We start from the raw sequence: 22998 nt of genomic DNA, 5'->3' as shown, positions 1-22998 counted from the left end.
TGAGTAGTTTTACTATTAATTATATGATTATTTTTGAATAGCATAAACAAAAAGGGTTGTTTTAGCTTTGGCAATTACAAAGCTGCCTGTGGCGCTGGTAAGTTCCGAAATATCGTAAAGATTGGCGAATTGATTATAGATTTTTGCCAGACCCGGACGGGTTGCAATACCAAAACCGCTTAAGGGAAGACCACTGCAATTAAAGGCCTGAATCACCCAATTGTACTGGGGATTGGTAATGGTAACTCCGGGCAGTCGATTCTCTTCTTCATTGGTCGAGAGTGTCATCCTGGAGTCGTAAATTCCAACTGTTTCACTCATCGTCCCATCTTTTTTCATTACATAAACAGGAACTGTATCATCGGCACGATACTCGGTTGTTTTAAATACGATATACTTATCGCCGTCATCAGTAGAAAACAACATTCGCAGCGATTCGTCGTCCGAAAATGGCTCAAAGGCCAGGGTTTCGGTATTAAATATTAATGGTTGTTTTGAGAATGTTCCGCGGTAAAGCACCAGTTTTGTGTGCACAGCATTGGCCGAGCGGGGAAGATAGACCTCTGCCTCTTCTTTGTAATAAAGCTTTAACTGGTCGGTCTTGTAATTAAAACCGTAAATGGCATCAAAAAACGGAGGCCCCTGCTCGTTGTTTTCTTTTTGGGTAATCAGGTATAACATTCCATCGTCGCAAGGTATAATGTGTGCAATCTTATTTTCAGGAAGTATGCAATTAAAACGTTGCATTACTTTCTTTTTTTTGAGGTTAAAAAAAGTCATTTTAGGTTTCTCATCGCGGTATTCAACAAGAGCCATAATTGGCTCGTTGTTTATTAAAACCGCTGCTCCACAGTTTTCAACACAAAGTATCGGCTCAATTTTTTGGGCCTTTAGGAGGGTAGAGCAAAAAAGAATAAAAAGCAAAAGCTGTATTTTTTTCATGGCTAGAAAATAGGTGAATGCCAACATATTTTTGCATGCAAAGGGGGTGAAGAGAGTATGCCTAAGCATTGACTCTCTTCAAATATTTTGCTGAGTTTCTACAAACCAAATAAAATTTTAGCCCCAATTCGCAGGTAGCTTCCATCGCTTATGGTATATTTTATTTCGGGGGCAATGGCAAATTTTTCTGATGCTGCAATATTAAGTCCAACCCCAAGATTTACCCCAACATCAGAGCCAGAAGCATCCACACCCAGGTCATAGGAACCAAATTCCCCCATATCGATGGTGCCTCCGTCGAAATCAACACTCCAGAAAGTGATACCCAAACCACCAATGGCGTACAACGAACCAATGTTTTCCAACTCGGTAATATTGTAATTGGCGTCCAAATCCAATGCCGACCACTTCACATAATCTTTTTCAAGAAAATAGGTAAACGCAGGTGCTGCTGCCCATTTCTCGTTAAAGTCGTACTTGCCGTTAACACTAATTCCAATTGAATTGATATCGCTGCCATACCATAATCCGCCACCTACACTAATTTGTGCCTGTGACTGAGCCGCCACAAAAAAAAGTACTGAAAAAACAAGTGTTTTTAAAAGAGTTTTCATTTAATAAAATTTAAAGATTAATAATTATGTTTTGTTAAATAATTGCAGCTTAGCCCTTTATTAAATCGAGCCCTGCTAATTTTGTTATTTTCTGAACTGATTATCCTTCCAACAGGTTTTCAAGTAAGCCACCACGTTGTTCCTTACCGGCGTTTGCGCTTCCGGGCGACAGCTGTTCAATAAGTTTGCTGATAGGCATGGATTGCAACCACACTTTTCCGGTTCCGCGCAGGGTTGCCAAAAACAAGCCTTCACCACCAAAAATCATCGATTTCATGCCACCGGCTTTTTCAATGCTAAAGTCAATTCCTTCCTGGAAACCTACAACACAGCCCGTATCTACGCGCAGGGTTTCGTTGTTTAGTTCGTGTTCAATAAGTGTTCCGCCGGCATGAATAAAGGCACGCCCATCGCCCTGAAGTTTTTGCAGAATAAAACCTTCGCCGCCAAAAAAACCGGCGCCCAGTTTACGGTTAAAGTGCATACTTATTTTGGTACCTAAAGCAGCACACAAAAAAGCATCGCGTTGTACGATTACCGATCCACCCAGCTCATTTAACTCTATGGGCACAATGGTACCGGGATATGGCGCGGCAAAAGCCACATGTCCCTTGCCCACTCCGCGGTGGGTAAAATGGGTAATAAAAATCGACTCGCCGGCAATTTTGCGCGAGGCTGCCGACAATAATTTCCCGAAAACGCCTTTGTCGGGTTCTGAACCATCGCCCATTTTGGTCTGAAAATCAATACCCTCTTTCATGTACAGCATGGCGCCGGCTTCGGCTATTACTGTTTCCTGCGGATCAAGTTCAATTTCAACGTATTGAATGTCGTGTCCGCCAATTTTGTAATCTACTTCGTGTGAATTCATTCTTCTAATTTTTGTTTGGGGCACCGGGCAGAATGCGAAAAGTATGGAGGTAAAAATTTCGCACTTTTGCTAAATGCCTTCCTATTTTTTTTTGATTGATTCTTTTATCTTCCGAATAACAAACGTTTAAACAAGCCCAAAACCATGAGCACCGAAACAAGGCAAAAAAGGAGTGGCAGTTTCAGCAACATGCCAAAAAGAAAACCTGTTCCCTGCTCAAGCACTGCGGTTTCCGGAAATTCAGGATCGTAAAATACTTTCACATTCTTTCCTTTAAAATATTTACGTAATTGCTTTTTTACGCTGGTTTTTGAGCTGGTAGAACCATCAACAACGCGAATTCCGGAACAGCTGTATGCTTTTCCGTTAACCGAATAGCTGTAGGCAACTGCGGCCGAATACATGTCATTACCATCGCTGTTGCGGGTTTTATTCATTTCTGAAAGCGTAATTATTCCATCAACAGATGGCCAGCCTTTGCTAGCTTCGGCTTCCTCGGCAATAGGTTTTGTTAAGTGCTGGTAGGCCATAAGACCAGCCGTAAAAAATATTACAGCAAAAATTAACGTACCTAGCGGTGATTGTCTTTTTCTCATAACACAACACTATTGATATTTTGGATTCTCTCCGTACACGTTGTTTCCGGGGGCACTATCGGACACCAGCAAAATCAGCAGCCAGATAAATCCAATTACCGGAATAAAAGCAACCAACAACATCCAGCCGCTTTTGCCTGTATCGTGTAAACGTCTTACACCAACAGCTATTCCCGGAATTAACATGGCCAAACCATATAATCCGCTAAGGGCGCCCCAGGTTCCCAGGGCGGCATCTGCAGCTCCTGCTATCATTCCAAAAATCATGTTAAAAAGAACAAACATCCAGTACTCTTTTCTTCTGGCACGTCCATTAAAGTCGGCGTACTGTTTTAATACTTTTAAATACCAATTCATAATTTTAGTTTTTATTTTTCATAATGATTACGACGAATTCGGGGTTTAGAATTTTACAAACTCCACTCGCCTGTTATTAGCTTTTCCTTCGGGAGAATTGTTATTATCAATCGGTACGCTTTCGCCCAAACCTTTGCTGGCTAAACGGTCGGCTGAAATTCCCATTTCAACTAACTTATCGGCCACTGCTTTTGCACGTTGTTCCGAAAGGGTTTGGTTTTTGGCATCGTCGCCATCGGCATCGGTGTGACCTTCAACGCTAAATTTAAGGTCGGGCTGCTTGCTCATTAACTCGTAAATTTTGTTGATTGGCCCCATACTTTCAGGTTTTAGTGTGGCTTTATTTACGTCGAAACGGATGCCGTTACAAATAATTTTTCCTTCAGTCATTACCCTGTCGTAGTATTTTACACCACCTTTGGCAATGCGGAAATTTTTGGCATAAAATGCCTTTTGCTCCGAAGCATCGGCAAAATAAGGGTAGAATGTAAAACCGGTGGGATTTTCGGTATAGCGTGGAATATTTACCAAACGAGTATCATCTAAATATACCTTTAATTTACCTTTAGTAAAGGCAAGCGACACATGGGTCCAGCAGCCGTTCTCACAATAAGTATAATCCCTTTCAGGATGCTCGATATAACCATTTGAAGGGGTGCTAACCCGTATTGGGGTAATTTCAAACTCCTGAGACTCACTTTGAGGATTATTTTTTCGATCGGTTAAGTAAATAGAGAGCCTGTTTCCATTTTTCGGCGTGTAATAATCAAATTCTATTGTAAAAACATCCGGTAAATAATCTTCGTTTGCATTTTCGAGGTATGGAATTATTTCGCCGCCATCTAAAAACATTATTACATTTTCACCATTAACATTGGCAATTTCCACTTGTCCCTGAACTAAATCCCAACGACTGGGGAATTCTCCATTTTCTTCCATTATATCAGGACCATCGGAAAAAATTACTTCATCGCCGGGCACAAAATCAAACTTACTCCACTGCACATCCATTCTGATGGGGCCAGCGTCGCCGGTTGTAAAAGTTCCACCGCCTCCGGGCATATATTGACCATTAGCTGCCTGTCCTTTAAAACTCCAACTATAAGTTGTGTTAGGCTTTAAATCCTTGCATTCAATGGTATTACTTCGTCTCGATCCCAACATTTGCATTGGGTTGGTTTGGCCTTCTTCCAGATACAGTTCGTAGCTGGCTGCTTTAAAACCGTTGCCATTCATTGGTGTCCATTTTAGGGTAACCGGAATTGGCACATCAGTTGCCCCGTCAGGTGGAAACATGCCGTATTGGTTAAACACAGCTTCCGGATCTTTTCCGGCTATGGAAATTCCGGAGCCCACATTCGAACCTCCACTTGTATTTTGCATACTGGTCTCAACCTGTTGAACACTTCCCTGGTTCTTCTTTTTCTTTTTTCCAAATAAACTCCCAATGCCGTCTTCAATGGCATCAAAGCCCGAGTCAATTCCTTTATCAATTTTCCTGTTAATTCGGTTGGTACCTTGTCGTTTGGCTTCTTTTTCAACATCTTTAACCTGGGCCTGGCCTACAAGTACAAAGCACAAGGTAAAAATTGCAAGAAGTGAAAAGCTTTTTTTCATGGTAGAATGATTTTAGTGTTTTTGTTGATTAAAATTACGTTAAGCAGTTGGTGTGTTTGGGGGTTAATATGAATGTGTAGAATTTAGATTTGAATTCGTGTAAATTTCTCGAAAAACTGCAACACCTCCTTTGCCAGTTTAGGGCTTACCCGAATTACACGACCATTTTTTAATAAAACCTCAATACCTGCAATTTGCTGCACGCGGCTTACGTATTGTGCGTTTACCAAACAATTACTTTGAGGTTGGAAAAAGTCGGTACGATTTATTTTCTGTTTTAGTTCGTCAAGCGAAAAAGCTACTCTAAATTGTTGTCCGTTTTGCAGGTTTATTGTGGTTTGGTCATCAAGCTCTTCGCAAAATACAATATCTTCTTTTTCAAATAAGTAGAAATAGTCTGAAGAAGATAGAACCAATCTGGAATCGTGTTTTTGCATTGTTGTTTTGTATTTAACAAGTGCAAGAAAACACAATCAACAAAACATTTTTGTAACGAATTTGAAAACGCCAGTTGTGGATTTGAAAGCGTGTAAGAAATGAACGGTTAGACTAAAGTTTATCGAGCTGTTCAAAAATAAGCTGCTTACGGCGCGACGATATCGGCACCTCTGCGCCATTATTCATAATTATAAAACCACCATCGGTTTTATCAATTTTTGTGATGGCGTTTAGGTTTACCAAAAACGACTGATGCGGGCGAAGGAAATTATAATCGCTAAACAGTTCGGCAAACTCTTTTATGCTTTTTGAAACGGTAACTTCTTTTTTATCGTGGAGAAAAAAGGTGGTATAGCTGTTATCGCTTTTACAGTAAATAATATCATTAACATCAACCAGGTGCATGGCATCGGCAGTTCGTAAAACTACCTTTTTATTAGCTTTACCGTAGTTGGCATGTGCCAGCAGGTTTTCGGTTTGTTGTTGCGAATTCTTTTCAGGCATACTGTCGATAGCCCGCTGAATGGCATCGCAAAATTCGAATTCGTTTACCGGTTTTAAAATATAATCGATGGCGCTAAATTTAATGGCTTTAATGGCGTACTGATTAAAAGCGGTAATAAAAACAGGCCTGAAATTATAGGGTCGGCATTTTTGTAAAACCTGAAAACAATTGCCATTTTCCAGCTCAATATCACACAACACCAGCTGTGGTTTTTCTGATTTTATTAACTCAACCGCATCTTCAACACGTCCGGCTTCTCCAACAATTTCCACATCCGGAAAATTTTCGGTTAGCAACATGCGGTTAATTTCCCGCAAATGTATTTCGTCTTCAATAATTACTGTACGAATCATAATTAAAGTGGTATGGTAAGTTTAACTTCTGTTCCTTTTTCGCGCGGGCTGGCCATACTCAAATCGCTTACAATAAATTGTATTTGCTTTTTATAGCGGCGCAGCATTATGGCTTGTCGTTCTTTAAAAATTTCCATCGACATGGAACGGTGCGATTTATTCTGGTTCTTTTTTCCAGTGGTTTTGCCAATCCCGTGGCCATTATCTTTTACTGTAACGTGCAATTCATCTTCGGTTTCGGAAAAGGCAAGTAATAACTCGCCGGGGTAGTTAATATTTCGCAAGCCATGTTTTACGGCATTTTCAACAAATGGTTGTATCAACATTGGAGGTATTTTTACAAACTCGGTATCCATTTCATCAGCAATTTGAATGCGATAATTGAAACCGCCTTTTGCCCGCATTTTTTCCAGCTCTAGATAGTTTTTTAACAAATCAATCTCATCGCACAACATAATCTGTTCTTCGGCCGAATGTTCGAGTATTGAACGGGTTAGGCGGGCAAAATTCCCGAGGTAGGTGGCCGCTTTTTTAGTTTCGTTTTTGTACATAAAATTCTGGATGCTTCCCAGGGCGTTAAACAAAAAATGCGGATTCATTTGCGAACGCAGCAATTGTTGCCGCAGTTCAAGGCGATGAATTTGATTTTCGCGCTTGTTTTTAAAATACAATAAAGTTCCGATTACAACCAGTAAAAGTAAAACCAAAGAAATAGCAATGTACACCAACTTTTTCTGTTGCTCAATCCGGTTTTCTGCCTGAAGCAAGGCAATTTGTTGTTCTTTTTTTTCGGTTTGGTATTGCATTTCCAGGTCGGCAATGGCAGTGCGTACACCCTGGTTACTTAAAGAGTCGCGATAAATCCATAAGGAGTCGTTCCAACGGTAAGCATCCTGATAATTTTTTAATTGAAAATTTATTTCATATAAAAACTCAAGACACTTAAGGTGTTCAGCACTATAGAAAACCAGTTCATGCCGTCTAAAATTTTTCATAGCCAGTTCCAGTGCTTTTTCCGGCTCATTCAAACTCCGGTACAGTTCCGTTTTACAATTATCTGCAAAAATGGTATCGTAAGGGGTTTCGTGCGCATATTTTTCCGATTCAAGAATTAAATCCAAAGCCTTCTCGTAGTTCTGCTGTTCCTGGTAAATTAATGCGCTGTTGGTTAAAGCGGTATTAATTCCCTGGGCAAAATCGTGTTCTTCGCAATACACTTTTAAAGTATCGTAATAGGCCAGGGCCTTCTTGTATTGCGAGCGTTGCTGTGCCACCCCTCCCAAACCATTGTATATTTTGGCTACATCGCTCGGAACCGAACAATCATGCTTATCTTTCATCTGGTAGGCCAACAAGATGTATTCTTCCCGTTTATCGAGGTCGCCGGTTTCTTTAAAAATATTACTCATGGCCATGTAATGGTAACAAATACGTTCCCAATCCTGCTCCGACTCTTTAATCTTCAAAGAATTAAGGCCAAACTTTATGGCATTCTTGTAGTCACCTATAAAATTATAGTTTTCAGCCAGGTTCATACTTATTTTGGCAATTTCTGAATAATCATTGGTTTGCTCGGCGTGTTTAAGTGCCAGGTTATACGTAGTTATTGAAATGTCTACCTGTCCAAGCATTAAATAATTAGTGGCCAGGTAATTGCCAACACGCGCAATTTGGCGATTATCCTGAATGGCAACGGCAGTACTTAGTGCCTTTTCCATGTACAATGTTGAGCCTTCCAGGTCTCCTTTTTCATCAAGATAAACCGAATAATTATAAAGTAAATCTATGGTTTGTAAACTATCGTTTGTTTCAGACAAATGCTTTGTAAGTTGCGCTGCTGCTAATTCGGCCTCCAGGCTGTCGGGAAAATCAAAGGATTGTGCAAAAACAATTTGCCCTGCAAAAAGAAGATTTACCAATGTGGCCAGACCAAGTTTAAATAAAAAGCTTTTGAAAAGATGCATCCACGAGGAGTTTTACCTGGTAATTTACTTAAGTTCGTTATTGTGTATTTTTTAACCAAACTAAAATAACACTATTTATTGTTGTAAACATAATTTATTTTGAAAAATTTTGATAGGACTTATCCCTTTATGAAGCTAACAACAAAAGCTACCAAAACCTGCTAATGTCAACTTCCTTATTAAGTTTATAGGAATCGTTTTGCAACAGTTTTCTGGTTTCTGCCGCAAAATACGGAGCCAACATCACCCCCTTGGTCCCCAGGCCGTTAAACACATAAAAATATTGATGTTCAGGATGTTTACCCAAAACCGGCCTTCGGTCGGCAACCGTCGGACGAATGCCTGCCCAGTGCTTTTCAATCCGGTAATGAATTGGGATTAATGACTCCAGGCGTTCCAGAATAGATGCCTTTCCTTTTTCTGTTGGTATGTTGATTAAATCGTCCCATTCATAAGTTGAACCTACCTTAAAACGATGCTTTCCAACAGGTAATACAAAAACCCGTTTGTTTAAAATGTATTCTTCCGACAAATCAGGAGCATAAATTTGTAAAACTTCGCCTTTTGCCGGTTGCAGGCGCACAAAATCAAACAAGGGATGGGTGTTCAGGTAGTGCCCCTGACAAAATACAATTTTTTCAAATGTAAAATCCTGAAAAGCGGAGTATTGAAAATTACCCTTAGTTGCTGGGAAGTCGCTTTCAATCAGCATTTCGCTTTTTTGGAAAAACTGCCTGGCTGCCTCCAGAAAATTTCCTGTTTTTAAATAACCAGATCCATGAACAACGCCATAAGCAGGGGCTGTCTGTAGGTGCTTAACAGGACTGTTTGCTGTAATTGATTGAATGTATTTCCCGAATGCTTTATCTGCTTTTCGTTGTTGCCAAAGTTCGGTTTCCTGGGCTGAAAGTGGCTTTACCACAGGCCAATCGAAATAAAAACGTTCACCCAGCATTTCTTCCAGCATTTTATAACGTTTTTTCATTACCGGCAGCAAATCATCAACCATCCAGCTTTTGGTCATACGTTTAAACACCAGCGGATTTACCATTCCCGCCGCTACTCGTGTGGCCGTACTTTTTTTCGGATTATTAACAATACAAAACTTAACTCCGGCAAAATACAGCTCGAAAGCCAGTAAGGTACCGGCCAGGCCCTGCCCAACAATCAGTACGTCAGTTTTTTTCATTGCGCGGCTAGTTTTTTAAGGGCCTCTTCCACCGAATCAACAGGCAACTGACAAGCGCCATTTTTGCAAATGTAAATCAGGTCTTCAGTTTGCCTGAAACGGTTCTTTAAAAAGGCAACATCACTTTCGGTTTCAGAAAACGCCCAAAGTATATGGGGTTGAAAATTTTGTTGTAATTGTTTTAATACCAGCCTGGCATTAATTCCACAAATCGCCACCTCAAAATAAGGTTTGCTTAATTTTAGCATCAGGCTCCCCCAGTTGGCATACGCCATTGGGTAATTGGCAAAATGAGGGGTAATGTATTGCAACATTTTTTCTGCCATTTGCAAATATTCGGGCCTGGCATGCAGCAAATACAAACGGTGAAGGTTATTGGCCATTACCGAGTTGGAAGCAGGTATTACATTATCTTCTTTTTGAAAATGATTGGTTATCACCGTCTTTTCACGATTATCGATAAAATAGTACAGGTGTTTGTTCGCATCGTAAAAATTTGATTGTACATAAGCTGCCATTTTATCGGCGTGCATTAACCAATCCTGTTCGCCTGTTACTTCAAATAACAAAAGATAGGCATCAATAAGCAAGGCGTAGTCCTCAAGAAAACCATCAATTGAGGATTTGCCATCTTTCCAGCTATGATAGACTTTTCCGCTGGCAGAGAGCAAATTATTTTGAATAAACCGTGCATTTTTTAGGGCCAGGCTTAAAAAATCGTCGTTTTGAAAAGCTTTATATGCTTCTACTAAACCTTTTATAACAAGAGCATTCCAGGATGTTAGCGTTTTGTCGTCGAGTCCGGGGCGAACACGTTTGCTACGGGTTTTTAACAGGGTATATTTCCATCTTCCCGTTTTTACCTGCAACTGCTGAATAGTTAGTCCATATTTTTGGGCAAATGCGCTGTTCGACTCTTTGCGTAACAAAATATAATTATTGTGCTCCCAAAAACCGTGGCCATTTACATTATAATAATCGGCAAACAATTCGTATTCATCTTGCAGCAAGGTTTTCAGTTCATCCTGCTTCCATACATAAAATTTTCCTTCAATGCCTTCGCTGTCGGCATCAAGCGACGAATAGAATGCTCCACTTTCGTCCATCAATTCGCGTTCAATAAAAGCCACGCTTTCGTAAACAACCGTTTTAAACTCCTCGTTTTTAAACTGTTGCCAGGCTTTTGAATAAATACTTATAAGTTGTCCGTTGTCGTACAGCATTTTTTCGAAATGCGGCACTTTCCATTTGTCATCTACCGAATAGCGGGCAAAACCACCTCCTACCTGGTCGTAAATTCCACCCCGGGCCATTTTCAGCAAAGTGGTTTCCACAAAATTCATCACCTGGGTGTCGTTATTCGAAAATCCGTAATACAACAAGAAATCGAGGTTCACCGGCATGGGAAATTTGGGAGCTCCTGCCCTGCCACCTTCCTGCCAATCAAAATGTGTTTTCCAGCCATCTACTCCGCGTTCAATTAGGTTTGCATTTACCTTACTTGCTGCTTCCATTTCGGGCATTACCAAAACCTGGAAAATACCTTGTTGTAATTTGCCGGCATATTCTTCAGCATCGGGTTTATTGTTTTTATAGTAACGTGCCACCGCATCAAGGTTTTTCATCCAAACCTCCTTTTGAAAATACGTTCCTCCCCAAAGCGGACGTCCATCGGGCAGTGCAATAACATTTAATGGCCAGCCTCCCTGTTGCCCCATTAACTGAACAGCACTCATGTAATAATGGTCAACATCGGGGCGTTCTTCGCGGTCTACTTTTATACACACAAAATATTTATTCATTATTGCCGCAACTTCTTCATCCTCAAAACTCTCGTGCTCCATAACATGGCACCAGTGGCAGGCGGCATAGCCTATACTCACCAGCAATAGCTTATCTTCTGCTTTTGCCTGTTCAATTAACTCTTCGTTCCAGGACTGCCAGTGCACAGGATTGTTTGCATGTTGCCTGAGGTAAGGGGAACTTGCATGAATTAAATTATTGGTGTTTTGCATTGTTTGTTGTTTTCTTATTATGTGGAAAAAGGCAGCACTATGCCTGCTAAAACAACAAGCAAAACAAGGATTGGTTTGCGGCTTTAAAAAGTTGCATGACAAAGGTCATTTTTATGAAGCGCACAATTTGTATTTTTGCAGCACAAACCTGAAAAAATTGTAAGACACAACATCAACAACAAAATTAAAATCCCGGAGTGGACGCCGGGATTTTTTTATGCATAAAATTTTAGAATCGGCTTAAATGCAGTTGACTTCGCGTTCCAGTTTCACACCAAATTGCGTGTTTACAGCATCAAAAATATCTTCCGAAAGGGCGTAAATTTCATTACCGGTAGCCTTTCCATAATTAACCAGTACCAATGCCTGTTGCGCATGTACTCCGGCATCGCCAAGGCGCTTCCCCTTCCACCCGGCCTGCTCAATTAACCAACCTGCAGCTAGTTTTACCTGGTTATTTTCGGCAGCATAAACCGGTAACTCCGGATATTTTACTTGCAACTGCTCTGCCAGTTCTTTTGGTACCACCGGATTTTTAAAGAAACTACCGGCATTACCCAGGTTCTTTACATCTGGTAATTTTGATGAGCGTATTTCAATTACAGCCTCACGTATAGTGCTTAGCGAAATTTCACCTTTTTCTTTCACTTGCTTCTCCAGTTGACCATAGCCCAGGTTGAATTCAGGAAACTTATCCAACCTAAAAATTACTGAGGTGATGATAAAACGGTTTTTAAGGTAGTGTTTAAATATACTGTTGCGGTAGGCGAACTCACATTCGGCAGCGGTAAACTCAGCAACGCAACCTTTTTCAAGGTCGAAGCCTTTAACTTTTTCCACTAAACGGCACACTTCCTGGCCGTAAGCGCCAATATTTTGTACCGGCGCAGCACCTGTTTTTCCAGGTATTAACGATAGGTTTTCAGCTCCGCCCAAGCCCCGGTTTACGGCGTATTCAACAAATTCATCCCACACCTCTCCGGCGCCAACTTCAATCCATTCATGATTACGGTCTTCCCAAACCGAATTCATTCCCGGCACATTCGGATGAATTACCAATCCATCAAAATCGTTCAAAAACAAAATATTGCTCCCCTCGCCTAAAACTATAAGCTTTTCGTTTTTCCAGCTTTGGTTTGATTTTAGAAAAACCTCCAAATCTTCCAATTCTGTAAATTCGAAATAATATTTTGCTTTGGCATCAATGCCAAATGTATTGTGCGCTTTCAGCGAATGATTTTCAGAAAAACGAATCATAAAAATAAATTTCCTGCAAAGATATACGAAAGTTGTAAGCCCGAATACAGAAGCCAGAAGAAAGTTACTTGTTTACGAACAAGACTTGGTTTCGGATAAATACAGGGTTAGACAAGAATCAATGCAGAAAATATAGATTGAGAAAATAATTTGCCCCAACAAAAGTTCTATATTTACACGAAATCAGAAAACCACCTTGAAAACCAAAACAAAAAAAATAATTGTTTCAGTTACCAACGATCTTGTGGCCGACAACCGCGTGCACAAAGTTTGCACATCGCTCGAAAAAATGGGATTTTCGGTGCTACTAATTGGACGTTTGCTACCTAACAGCCTTGAGGTAAGTAGAAGCTATGCAACCAAACGGATGCGCTTGTTTTTTAAAAAAGGGGCCTGTTTTTATGCCGAATTCAACCTTCGTTTATTCTTGTTTTTATTGTTTAAAAAAGCAGATATTTTATTAGCCAACGACCTGGATACCCTAACGGCCAACTACCTGGTGTCGAAACTGAAAGGAATAACTTTGGTTTACGATAGTCATGAATATTTTACAGAAGTTCCGGAACTTATACAACGCCCCCGGGTAAAAAGGATTTGGGAAGGATTGGAACGGAAAATGCTGCCAAACATTCACTATTGCTACACCGTTTGTAACTCTATAGCCAATATTTACAACCAAAAGTACCAAACCAGTTTTAAGGTGGTCAGAAACATTCCGCTTCAGAAAAATAGGACACAAGCCATTTCTGTCGATAGTGAGGAGAAAACAATCCTGTACCAGGGGGCATTAAATATTGGCCGGGGACTTGAACAGGCCATACAAGCCATGCATTTTATTGAAGCTAAACTGATTATTGCTGGCGATGGCGATATAAAACAACAACTGGAGAACCTGGTTAAAAAAGAAGCACTTGAGGCGAAGGTACAGTTTACCGGTAGGCTTCCGATTGATGAATTAGCTAAATTAACACCTATGGCTAACCTGGGTTTATCAATTGAGGAGGATCTGGGTTTGAATTACCGCTTTGCTCTTCCCAATAAGCTTTTCGATTATATTCATGCAGGAGTACCGGTGGTGGTAAGTAACCTGCCTGAAATGAAAGCGATTGTTGAGGCGTATGCCATTGGTGCAATTGCCTTATCGCACCAACCCAAAGAGTTGGCAAAAACCATTAACGAAGCTTTGCTAAATCCATCAAAAAGGAAAATCTGGAAAGAAAACCTTCAAACGGCTGCGGAAGAATTGCGCTGGGAGAACGAAGAAAAAGTACTTCAGCACTTGTTTTTAGAGCTGATTTAATTATACATTTTTTTCCAAGAGGTTTTCAAAAGCTAATTCCTCGGTAATTTTAGCCGAGTCGTTCAGTTTTCCGTTGGCACAAACCCAGGTTCGCGCGGGCTTTCGGGCAATGGCTGCATAATCGTGAGTGGCCATTAAAATGGTTTTTCCTTCATTATTTAACTGAATAAACAGCTCAAGAATTTCTTCCGAAGTTTCCGGGTCGAGATTTCCCGTAGGCTCATCGGCCAAAATTATATCGGCGTGATTTAAAATGGCTCGCGCAATAACTACGCGCTGCTGCTCGCCCCCACTCAACTGATACGGAAATTTTTCCTTTTTATGCGACATTCCTACCCGTTCGAGCACTTCATTAACACGCTGTTCTATTTCAAATTTGTTTTTCCAGCCTGTGGCTTTCAGTACAAAAGACAGGTTAGCATGTACATTTCTGTCGGTAAGCAGCCGGAAATCCTGAAAAACCACTCCCAGTTTTCTTCGGAGCTGTGCCACTTCTCTGCTTTTTATGCCAACCAGGTCAAAATCAAACACACGACCTGTACCAAAATACAGCGGCAATTCTGCATTTAAAGTTTTTATCAGGCTCGACTTTCCCGTTCCTACCTTGCCAATTACATAAATAAACTCACCGGCTTTTACTTCAATATTTACTTCTGAAAGTACCAGGTTTTCGTATTGGTAAATACTCGAGTCGAGCAACTGTATAACTGTATTCTTGTCCATAAAATATGTCGTGCAACTAAATTAGTTTGAAATTTTTTATCTGCTCATATAATAAAGGAAAGAAATAAACAGTTTTTTGTTAAGAATTACAAACATTAACAGCCGTTTGGCATATATGTAATAGCTATTTTAGTTCGTTGTTATCTAAAACAATTGTTTGGCAACAGAAAATACATTAAAAACAAGAAATTAAGCATGAGAACAATTCAAATTTTGATATTTCTTTTTTTCATCATTGGATCTTATCAATCGGCATCTGCACAACAAACTGCCTGGTTTGATAATGTAAGAAAGGATATCGACATCGCTAAAGAGCTGTACGCTAAAGGAAAGTACATTTCGAGCTACCGGCAATTTGAAAAAATTCAGAATCAGGTTGATGCAAAATCAGAGCTGTACTCCGAAGCAGAATATTTTAAATCAGTTTCAGCGCTGCATGCCGGCTACAAATCGGGCGACAAACTCATTGGTACTTTTGTTAAAACCTACCCCGAAAGTCCATATATCAACAGTGCCTTGTTTAACCTTGGTGTAAATCAATTTGATAAGCGCCAATACACAGTGGCATTGCGCACCTTTGCAAAAATAGATCGTAACGACCTGCCGGAAACCGAGCGCATTGAGCTGCAATATAAAAATGGTTTTGCCAATATGGAGCAGGGAAATACGGAATTGGCCTACAAAGAATTTTTATCTATTAGAAATTCGAATAACATTTACAGCAAACCCGCAACCTATTATTGTGCTCATATCCAATACCTGAATGAGGAGTATGATGCGGCTTTGCAAGGGTTTACAGCCTTAAACAACGACCCGGCTTATTCTCAGGTTATTCCACTTTATGTTAGCCATATTTACTACAAACAAAAAAAATACAACGAAGTAGTAAGTTATACCACCTCTGTTATTAACGATGTGCCTGAAGAGCATAAAAATGAACTTTCAAGGATAATCGGTGATTCGTATTTTCATTTGCACCAATACCAGGAGGCTATCCCTTACCTTGAATCATATTTTGCAACCTCAGGCCCAAAAACACGCGAAGAGAACTACATCCTTGGATTTTGTTATTACCACACCGGAAATTACAGCGAAGCAGCTAACTTGTTGCAAAAAGCTGCAACCGGAGAAGATGAGATGACACAAAACGCCTACTACCACCTGGCCGATTGTTTTATAAAACTTAACGAAAAGGAAAAAGCAAAAACAGCTTACAATGCAGCTTCTGAGTTTAATTTTAATCCGGAAATTAAAGAAGATGCCTTGTTTAGTTATGCGAAATTAACCTACGAGCTATCGTATTCGCCCTTTAACGAAACCATAAAAGCTTTTGACCGCTACATTGCCGAATACCCCAACTCGCCAAAAAATGCAGAAGCCTACAAAATTCTGGTTGACGTGTACATGGTAACAAAAAATTACAAAGACGCCATAGAGTCAATTGAAAAGATTCAGAATAAGACACCCCAGGTTTTAAAGGCTTACCAACGGGTAACTTTTTACCGCGGGCTGGAGCTTTTTAACAACCTTGCCTATAACCAGGCCATAGAATATTTCGACCTGTCGTTGAATAACGGAAGCTTTAACGCCGATATTAAGTCGAGGGCATTGTATTGGAAATCAGAAGCCTTATATCGGGTTGGCGATTACAACAACTCTATTGCTTCTTACAATAAGTTTGTGCAAAGCAGCTCAAACACCAGCACCGATGAAGGCATAAGTGCCGACTATAACATGGCCTATGCCTACCTTAAAACCGGCAACAAAGAGGCAGCGCACCAGGGCTTTACCCGCTATGTTGAAAAAATGGATGGGAAACGCACACCTAAAATTGCCGACGCCTACAACCGCATTGGCGATTACTATTTTTTAAACACCAATTATGCCCAGGCAATTAACAGCTACGAAAAGGCTTACAACATAAAAATGCTTGAAGCCGATTACGCCTTACTGCAAATTGCTTTTTGCCAGGGACTACAACGAAAACAACAGGATAAAATAAACAACCTGAATAAGCTGACAAAAGAGTTTCCGGAATCGGACTATTACGACGATGCCCTTTACGAACTGGGCCGTGCAAACGAGCGAATCGGGAACAGTTTTGAGGCTGTTCAGCAATACCAGGAAATTGTTGAAAACCATCAGCACAGTAATTTTTACCGCAATGCACTGCTTCAGTTGGGGCTGGTTAATTATAACAATGGCGAGTTTAACAAAGCCCTTCGCCAGTACAAAGAAGTTGCTGAAAACTACAAAGGCACACCCGAAGCCAATTCGGCTCTGCAAGGCATTAAAAATTGCTATGTTGAACTAAACAATGTTGACGCCTACTTTGCTTACGTGCGACGTTTAGGAGGCAATGTAAGTGTGAGTGCTTCGGAACAAGACCAGCTAACCTACTCGGCTGCCGAACGCGTTTACATGGCAGGGCAGGATGGTGCTGAACGTCAGCTTCAGCAATACCTGAACCAGTACCCAAACGGAGCCTATGTTACCAATGCTCATTTTTATCTGGCTGAAACTCATTATAAAAATGGCGATTACAAGGCGGCTAACACTCATTATACTTTTGTGGCCAACCAGGCCGATAATATTTTTACAGAACAGGCATTATCACGCGCATCGGAATTAACCTATAATGCCGGTAACTACAGTAATGCACTTGCCTTTTTTAACCGACTTGAAGAAAAAGCAACAGGAAAATGGAATTTACTGCGCGCCAACACCGGCCAAATGCGGTGTCACCTTATTGACAAAAACTACCAGCAGGTTATACCAGCAGCCGAAAAAGTAAAAAAATCGGACGTAGCCAACGATGCCCTTAAAAAAGAAACCGATTATGCCATTGGGAAATCAAATTACGAACTGGGCAATTTAAGCTCGGCAATAAGTCCGCTGCGCGATGTAGCTAAAGACACCAAACTTGAGCAAGGTGCCGAGGCCAAATACCTGTTAGCCGAAATTTATTACCGCGAGAACAATAAAGCCAAATCCGAAGAAGAAATAGTTGATTTTATTGAAAAAGGAACGCCATACACCTATTGGCTGGGGAAAGCATTTCTACTGCTGGCCAGTATTTACGAAGACAACAACGACCAGTTTCAGGCGAAACACACCTTAAAAAGCCTTGCCGAAAATTATAACGATGACACCGACGGAATAAAAGCAGAAGCTCAACAACGCCTGGATGTTATCCTTTCAAAAGAAGCACAACAACAGCAAAATGCAGTAGACAGCTCGTTCCAAATGGAAATTAAACACAATTAAAAATGCGCAACATGTTTAAATCAATTCAATATATACTTGTAATTATCTTAATGGGAATAGGATTGGCTGCTCAGGCTCAACGCGACACCTTAACCCAGGAAGTAGAGGTAACAAAAGCCTACAAACCAACACTTTCGGACGCCAACAAATTAAACAGCATGCCAACCATTGACGAGACAGAACACCAAAAGCCAACGTTTAATTACACCATAAACAGCCAGCCGGTTTTTAGTTCATTCTCGGTAAATCCGTTAAAAGCCGCTATTATTGAAACACAAGCACCACAAGACAACGGTTATGGACTGGTACGTGCCGGACTGGGCACAACTTTCCGCCCCTACGGCGAAGTGTTTTTTAATAATGTCAACTCAAAAAATTCACTGTTCGGAATTCATGCCATGCACCTTTCTTCGTTCGATAAAATTGAACTGGAAGGAGGCAACAAAGTGGATGCTCCTTTTATGAAAAACGAAATTGACCTGTTTGTGAAACACCTGTTTCGCGACAATGTACTATCGGTGAACATCGATTTTAAACACGATGCTTTTAACTATTATGGCTACCCTTTAGTGGCTGTGCCCGATCCGCTACTCGAAAATAATCAGGATATCAACTATTTCGACACCAAACAATCGTTTGCCAAAGGAGGTATAAACATTGGACTTAAAAACCCAACTGCCGAATACGATGATGCAACCATCGGGTTTAATTTTAGCTACCATTATTTTGGTACAAAAACCGATCAGCGCGAGCATTATGCTAATTTTATAATGGATGTGCAACAACCAATGATTACAGGCGTAGGACTGCTTGAAGGCGGTATTTTATACACCCAGGCCAGCGATATTTTTCTGCAGGCCGACTCCGCCATCGGAAACCGTTCGCAAATCATTATACACGCTAAACCTGCCTGGTTTATCGGCGACGAAACTGCCAACCTAAAATTAGGTGTTAACACCTGGTTTGCCATGGTCTCTGACGAAGATGCTGTAGCAAAACTATCGCCAAACATACGCGCCAACTGGACACCCGTACCTGAACTGATTAGCCTTTACGCCGGAATTGATGGCAAGTATATCAGCAACCACTACTCTAAAATTGCCTACGAAAACCCATTTACTGATCCGGAACACGATGTTATGAATGCCTTCCAAAAATTTCGTTTCTATGGTGGTTTTGATGGCAAACTTTCGAAAAAAACCAATTTTAAAGTTTCAGCCGAGTATTCCATTACCGATAACCAACCATTTTATTATTTAAGCGAAAGCCTTTATTTCGACCCCGATTACAATCCGGCACCACTTGTGACTGACAATACTTTTAAGGTGCTTTACGACAACACAAACAGACTAAAGCTAAATGCCGAAGTGTTTCACGCCTCAACAGATAAGCTAGAATTAACAGCATCAGTTAATTACTACAACTACAAACTCGACGAACAAGAAGAAGCCTGGAACCTACCAACGTGGGACGCTACCTTAAACATTGGCTACAAAGTAAATGAACAACTTAGTTTGTCGGCCGATATTTTTTTAATGGGCGAACGAAAAGCATTGGTTATTCAGCAACCTGATCCTCGAAATTTCACCGCCGTAGCCCTGCCGCCAACATATAAATCAAACAACCTCGATGCTGCTTTCGATTTAAACCTTAAAGGCAATTATCAGCTAACCAATAAATTCGCTGCTTTTGCGCAACTAAATAATTTTGGATTCCAAAAATACCAACGCTGGTTCGGATACCCGGTTCAAAGCTTTAATATGCTGGCCGGAATAAGTTATTCGTTTTAACAACTGGCATAATCAATCAATTTGGATAAAGGAGAGCCAATGCTCTCCTTTTTTCATCCATTAATTTCACGAATTACACGAACCTTAAAATCATTCTCGAGGACTGCCTGTCTAATGATATAATTCGTGAAATCCGTGTAATTCGTTGACACGAATTTTCAAGCACCTAAACACTCATTCAGAGGTTGATATCTTGTTGAAAAATAAGGTCTTTTAACACACGTAAAACCGCTGTTTTCTGCCTATTTTTTATATATTTGTGACGTGATTATCAGATCATTTTTAAAGCAAGATAAGAACTTGAAAATCAACTAGTTTTCTTCGAAAAGTTTTTAAAGCTTTTTTGCGGGGGAAACTATTTTATTTTAAAGGATTTAATTTTAAAACAGAGAGATGAGCGAAATTGAAAAAAATGAAGTCCAAAACAACGGCAATGGAAACTATTCTGCCGATAGTATTCAGGTGCTTGAAGGATTGGAAGCAGTAAGAAAACGCCCTGCCATGTATATTGGCGATGTAAACGAAAAAGGCTTACACCATTTGGTTTACGAGGTAGTGGACAACTCTATTGACGAAGCCCTGGCGGGTTACTGCAACAATATTGATGTTATCATTCATGAAAATAATTCCATCACGGTAAAAGACGATGGCCGTGGTATACCAACTGCAAAACACTCCAAAGAAAACAAATCGGCCCTCGAGGTTGTAATGACCGTTTTACACGCCGGTGGTAAATTCGATAAAGACTCATACAAAGTTTCAGGGGGTTTGCATGGTGTTGGTGTGTCGTGTGTTAACGCACTTTCCACTTACCTGAAAGCCGAAGTACACCGCGAAGGGCAAATTTATGTGCAGGAATATTCAACTGGTAAACCACAGGGAGATGTGCAGGTTGTGGGAACAACTGATAAAACAGGAACCAATGTAACTTTCCAACCCGATACCAGTATTTTTCTCACAACGGTATATAAATACGAAATACTATCGGCCCGTTTGCGCGAATTGGCATTCCTGAATGCAGGAATTAAACTTAAACTTACCGACGAACGGGAAACCCTTGAAGATGGTTCTTTTAAATCAGAAGAGTTTTTCTCGGAAGAAGGATTGAAAGAATTTGTTGAATACCTGGATGGCACCCGTGAAAAACTTATTGATGAGGTGGTACATATTACTACCGAAAAAAATGGTATTCCGGTAGAGATTGCCTTGCAATACAACACTTCTTTTTCCGAAAATATTCACTCGTATGTGAACAACATTAATACCATTGAAGGAGGAACCCATTTAACCGGTTTTCGCCGTGGTTTAACCCGTACCTTGAAAAACTATGCCGATCATAGTGGAATGCTCGCCAAACTAAAATTTGACATTAGTGGCGACGATTTTCGTGAAGGTTTAACCTCCATCATCTCGGTAAAAGTTGCCGAACCACAGTTTGAGGGACAAACCAAAACCAAACTGGGTAACTCCGAAGTAAGCTTATCGGTTGACCAGGCCACCAGCGAAGCCCTGCAAAACTACCTCGAAGAAAATCCCAAAGCAGCCAAGCAAATCGTTCAAAAAGTAATTTTGGCAGCACAGGCACGTCATGCAGCGCGTAAAGCCCGCGAAATGGTGCAACGAAAAAATGCACTATCGGGAGGTGGCTTACCGGGAAAACTTAGCGACTGCTCTGAGAAAGATCCTGCTCAATGTGAGGTTTTCCTTGTCGAGGGAGACTCGGCAGGCGGTACGGCCAAACAAGGTCGCGACCGCAGAACACAGGCAATACTTCCCTTGCGTGGAAAAATTCTGAACGTGGAAAAAGCCATGCAACACAAAATCTTCGAAAACGAAGAGATTAAAAATATTTTTACTGCTTTAGGTGTTACCATCGGTACCGAGGAAGACTCGAAAGCCTTAAACATGGAAAAACTTAGGTATCATAAAGTTGTGATTATGACCGATGCCGATGTGGACGGAAGCCACATTGCAACATTAATAATGACCTTCTTTTTCCGTTACATGAACGACCTGATAAAAAACGGTCACTTGTATATTGCGGCCCCACCGCTTTACCTCATCAAAAAAGGTAAAAAGGAAGCGTATGCATGGAATGAGCAGCAACGTTTGGCTTTAATCGAAGAATGGGCTGATGGAAATGAAAGTGGAGTGCACACGCAACGTTACAAAGGTTTGGGAGAGATGAACGCCGAGCAACTTTGGTCAACTACCATGAATCCCGAGCAACGTACCCTACAGCAGGTAACCATTGAAAATGCGGCAGAAGCCGACCATATTTTCTCGATGTTAATGGGCGACGATGTACCTCCTCGTCGTAAATTTATTGAAGACCACGCTACTTACGCCAATATTGATGCGTAAGCCAGATTTGAGAATAAAAGTACTGAGTACCGAGAAAGAATAGCTCTCCAGTACAAAATTTTTCTCTTTCTTTTTGAAAATTAATTTCAAAATTACATAGAAAAATCCGGGCTCTAACCCGGATTTTTTCTCACTACTAATTACTCATTACTCATACTTAAAATCATGAATATCTGTGTTTTCTGTTCTTCCAGCAATGCAATTAATCCGGTTTATTTTGAAGCAACCCAACAGTTGGGTAAACTCATCGGACAAGGAGGGCATACACTGGTAAATGGAGGTGCTAATGTTGGTCTGATGGAAGCAGCAACTGTTGCCGCGGTAGAAGCAGGTGGCAAAACAATTGGCATAATCCCTGAAAAAATGATTGAGCGTTCCTTAACCTCAGACAATGCACACGAGGTAATTATTACCCCTGATATGATGACACGTAAGGAAAAAATGCGTGAAATATCAGATGCATTTATCGCCCTTCCCGGCGGTTTTGGAACACTGGAAGAGATATTGGAAGTAATGACCCTGCGCCAGCTTTCTTACCATACCAAACCTATTGTTTTTGTAAACACAAATAATTTTTTCGACCACTTGTTTAAACAATTTGAGCTTTCATATGTCGAATTGTTTGCAAAAGATATTTACAGGAAACTTTATTATGTGGCAGAAACTCCTCACGAGGCCTTAAACTACATAACAAACTATAAAGCATTTGAGCTGGATACCAAATGGTTTAAAGTTCCCGAGAGATAGATTTTTGAATTGTGTTTTTAATTGTAAGCTGAATTGTCGTACTATTTCAGCAAACACTGACAAGACAAACTGACATAGTTTCAGTATAA

The 22998-nt window shown here is 40.6% G+C and carries 18 protein-coding genes; 5 read left to right on the top strand and 13 right to left on the bottom strand.

The window, feature by feature from the left end:
• Positions 1-27: 27 nt before the first annotated feature.
• From QZ574_RS02555 to murB, 12 genes are all read right to left on the bottom strand, one after another.
• Positions 28-942 carry a hypothetical protein gene (locus QZ574_RS02555; RefSeq protein WP_297086453.1) on the bottom strand — a complete coding sequence of 305 codons (915 nt, stop codon included), beginning with the start codon at positions 940-942 and terminating at the stop codon, positions 28-30.
• A 98-nt stretch (positions 943-1040) separates the two neighbouring features.
• A complete protein-coding gene (locus tag QZ574_RS02550; RefSeq protein ID WP_297086452.1) occupies positions 1041-1556 on the bottom strand; it encodes an outer membrane beta-barrel protein in 516 nt (171 codons plus the stop codon).
• A gap of 100 nt (positions 1557-1656) precedes the next feature.
• Positions 1657-2427 carry a TIGR00266 family protein gene (locus QZ574_RS02545; RefSeq protein ID WP_297086450.1) on the bottom strand — a complete coding sequence of 257 codons (771 nt, stop codon included), beginning with the start codon at positions 2425-2427 and terminating at the stop codon, positions 1657-1659.
• Between the two features lie 104 nt (positions 2428-2531).
• A complete protein-coding gene (locus QZ574_RS02540) occupies positions 2532-3023 on the bottom strand; it encodes a DUF3592 domain-containing protein (protein WP_297086448.1) in 492 nt (163 codons plus the stop codon).
• Between the two features lie 9 nt (positions 3024-3032).
• Positions 3033-3380, bottom strand: a complete 348-nt coding sequence (locus tag QZ574_RS02535; RefSeq protein ID WP_297086446.1) for a DUF805 domain-containing protein — start codon at positions 3378-3380, stop codon at positions 3033-3035.
• Positions 3381-3425: 45 nt separating this feature from the next.
• Positions 3426-4997, bottom strand: a complete 1572-nt coding sequence (locus QZ574_RS02530; protein ID WP_297086444.1) for an OmpA family protein — start codon at positions 4995-4997, stop codon at positions 3426-3428.
• An 83-nt stretch (positions 4998-5080) separates the two neighbouring features.
• Positions 5081-5434, bottom strand: coding sequence for a LytTR family DNA-binding domain-containing protein (locus QZ574_RS02525; protein ID WP_297086443.1), 354 nt, complete (start codon positions 5432-5434; stop codon positions 5081-5083).
• 112 nt (positions 5435-5546) lie between these two features.
• On the bottom strand, positions 5547-6293 hold the full coding sequence (locus QZ574_RS02520) for a LytTR family DNA-binding domain-containing protein (RefSeq protein ID WP_297086441.1): 747 nt from the start codon (positions 6291-6293) through the stop codon (positions 5547-5549).
• 2 nt (positions 6294-6295) lie between these two features.
• A complete protein-coding gene (locus QZ574_RS02515) occupies positions 6296-8257 on the bottom strand; it encodes a histidine kinase (RefSeq protein ID WP_297086438.1) in 1962 nt (653 codons plus the stop codon).
• A gap of 148 nt (positions 8258-8405) precedes the next feature.
• Positions 8406-9446, bottom strand: coding sequence for an FAD-dependent oxidoreductase (locus tag QZ574_RS02510; RefSeq protein ID WP_297086436.1), 1041 nt, complete (start codon positions 9444-9446; stop codon positions 8406-8408).
• Positions 9443-11461 carry a thioredoxin domain-containing protein gene (locus tag QZ574_RS02505; RefSeq protein WP_297086434.1) on the bottom strand — a complete coding sequence of 673 codons (2019 nt, stop codon included), beginning with the start codon at positions 11459-11461 and terminating at the stop codon, positions 9443-9445. The genes QZ574_RS02510 and QZ574_RS02505 overlap by 4 nt, the downstream gene beginning before the upstream one ends.
• Positions 11462-11701: 240 nt before the next feature.
• Positions 11702-12718, bottom strand: coding sequence for a UDP-N-acetylmuramate dehydrogenase (gene murB, locus QZ574_RS02500; protein ID WP_297086432.1), 1017 nt, complete (start codon positions 12716-12718; stop codon positions 11702-11704).
• Positions 12719-12914: 196 nt separating this feature from the next.
• Here murB and QZ574_RS02495 point away from each other — a divergent pair, with 196 nt between their 5' ends.
• On the top strand, positions 12915-14018 hold the full coding sequence (locus tag QZ574_RS02495; protein ID WP_297086431.1) for a glycosyltransferase family 4 protein: 1104 nt from the start codon (positions 12915-12917) through the stop codon (positions 14016-14018).
• Here the strand turns inward: QZ574_RS02495 and QZ574_RS02490 are convergent, their stop codons facing one another.
• A complete protein-coding gene (locus QZ574_RS02490; RefSeq protein ID WP_297086429.1) occupies positions 14019-14741 on the bottom strand; it encodes an ATP-binding cassette domain-containing protein in 723 nt (240 codons plus the stop codon).
• A gap of 195 nt (positions 14742-14936) precedes the next feature.
• On the opposite strand from QZ574_RS02490, the gene QZ574_RS02485 reads away from it, so the two are divergent.
• The 4 genes from QZ574_RS02485 (at position 14937) to QZ574_RS02470 (ending at position 22909) form a co-directional block, all read left to right on the top strand.
• The gene (locus QZ574_RS02485; protein ID WP_297086428.1) at positions 14937-18008 is read left to right on the top strand and encodes a tetratricopeptide repeat protein; all 3072 of its coding nucleotides are present in this window, start codon (positions 14937-14939) and stop codon (positions 18006-18008) included.
• An 11-nt stretch (positions 18009-18019) separates the two neighbouring features.
• Positions 18020-19798, top strand: coding sequence for a hypothetical protein (locus tag QZ574_RS02480; protein WP_297086426.1), 1779 nt, complete (start codon positions 18020-18022; stop codon positions 19796-19798).
• A 393-nt stretch (positions 19799-20191) separates the two neighbouring features.
• Entirely contained in the window at positions 20192-22162 is a 1971-nt protein-coding gene (gyrB, locus tag QZ574_RS02475; protein WP_297086425.1) for a DNA topoisomerase (ATP-hydrolyzing) subunit B, read from the top strand.
• Positions 22163-22327: 165 nt separating this feature from the next.
• A complete protein-coding gene (locus QZ574_RS02470; RefSeq protein ID WP_297086424.1) occupies positions 22328-22909 on the top strand; it encodes a TIGR00730 family Rossman fold protein in 582 nt (193 codons plus the stop codon).
• Positions 22910-22998: the final 89 nt, after the last annotated feature.

This window comes from uncultured Draconibacterium sp. (assembly GCF_913063105.1).
In the GTDB taxonomy this organism is placed as follows: Bacteria; Bacteroidota; Bacteroidia; order Bacteroidales; family Prolixibacteraceae; genus Draconibacterium.
This window is presented reverse-complemented; position numbering and strand designations above follow the sequence as displayed.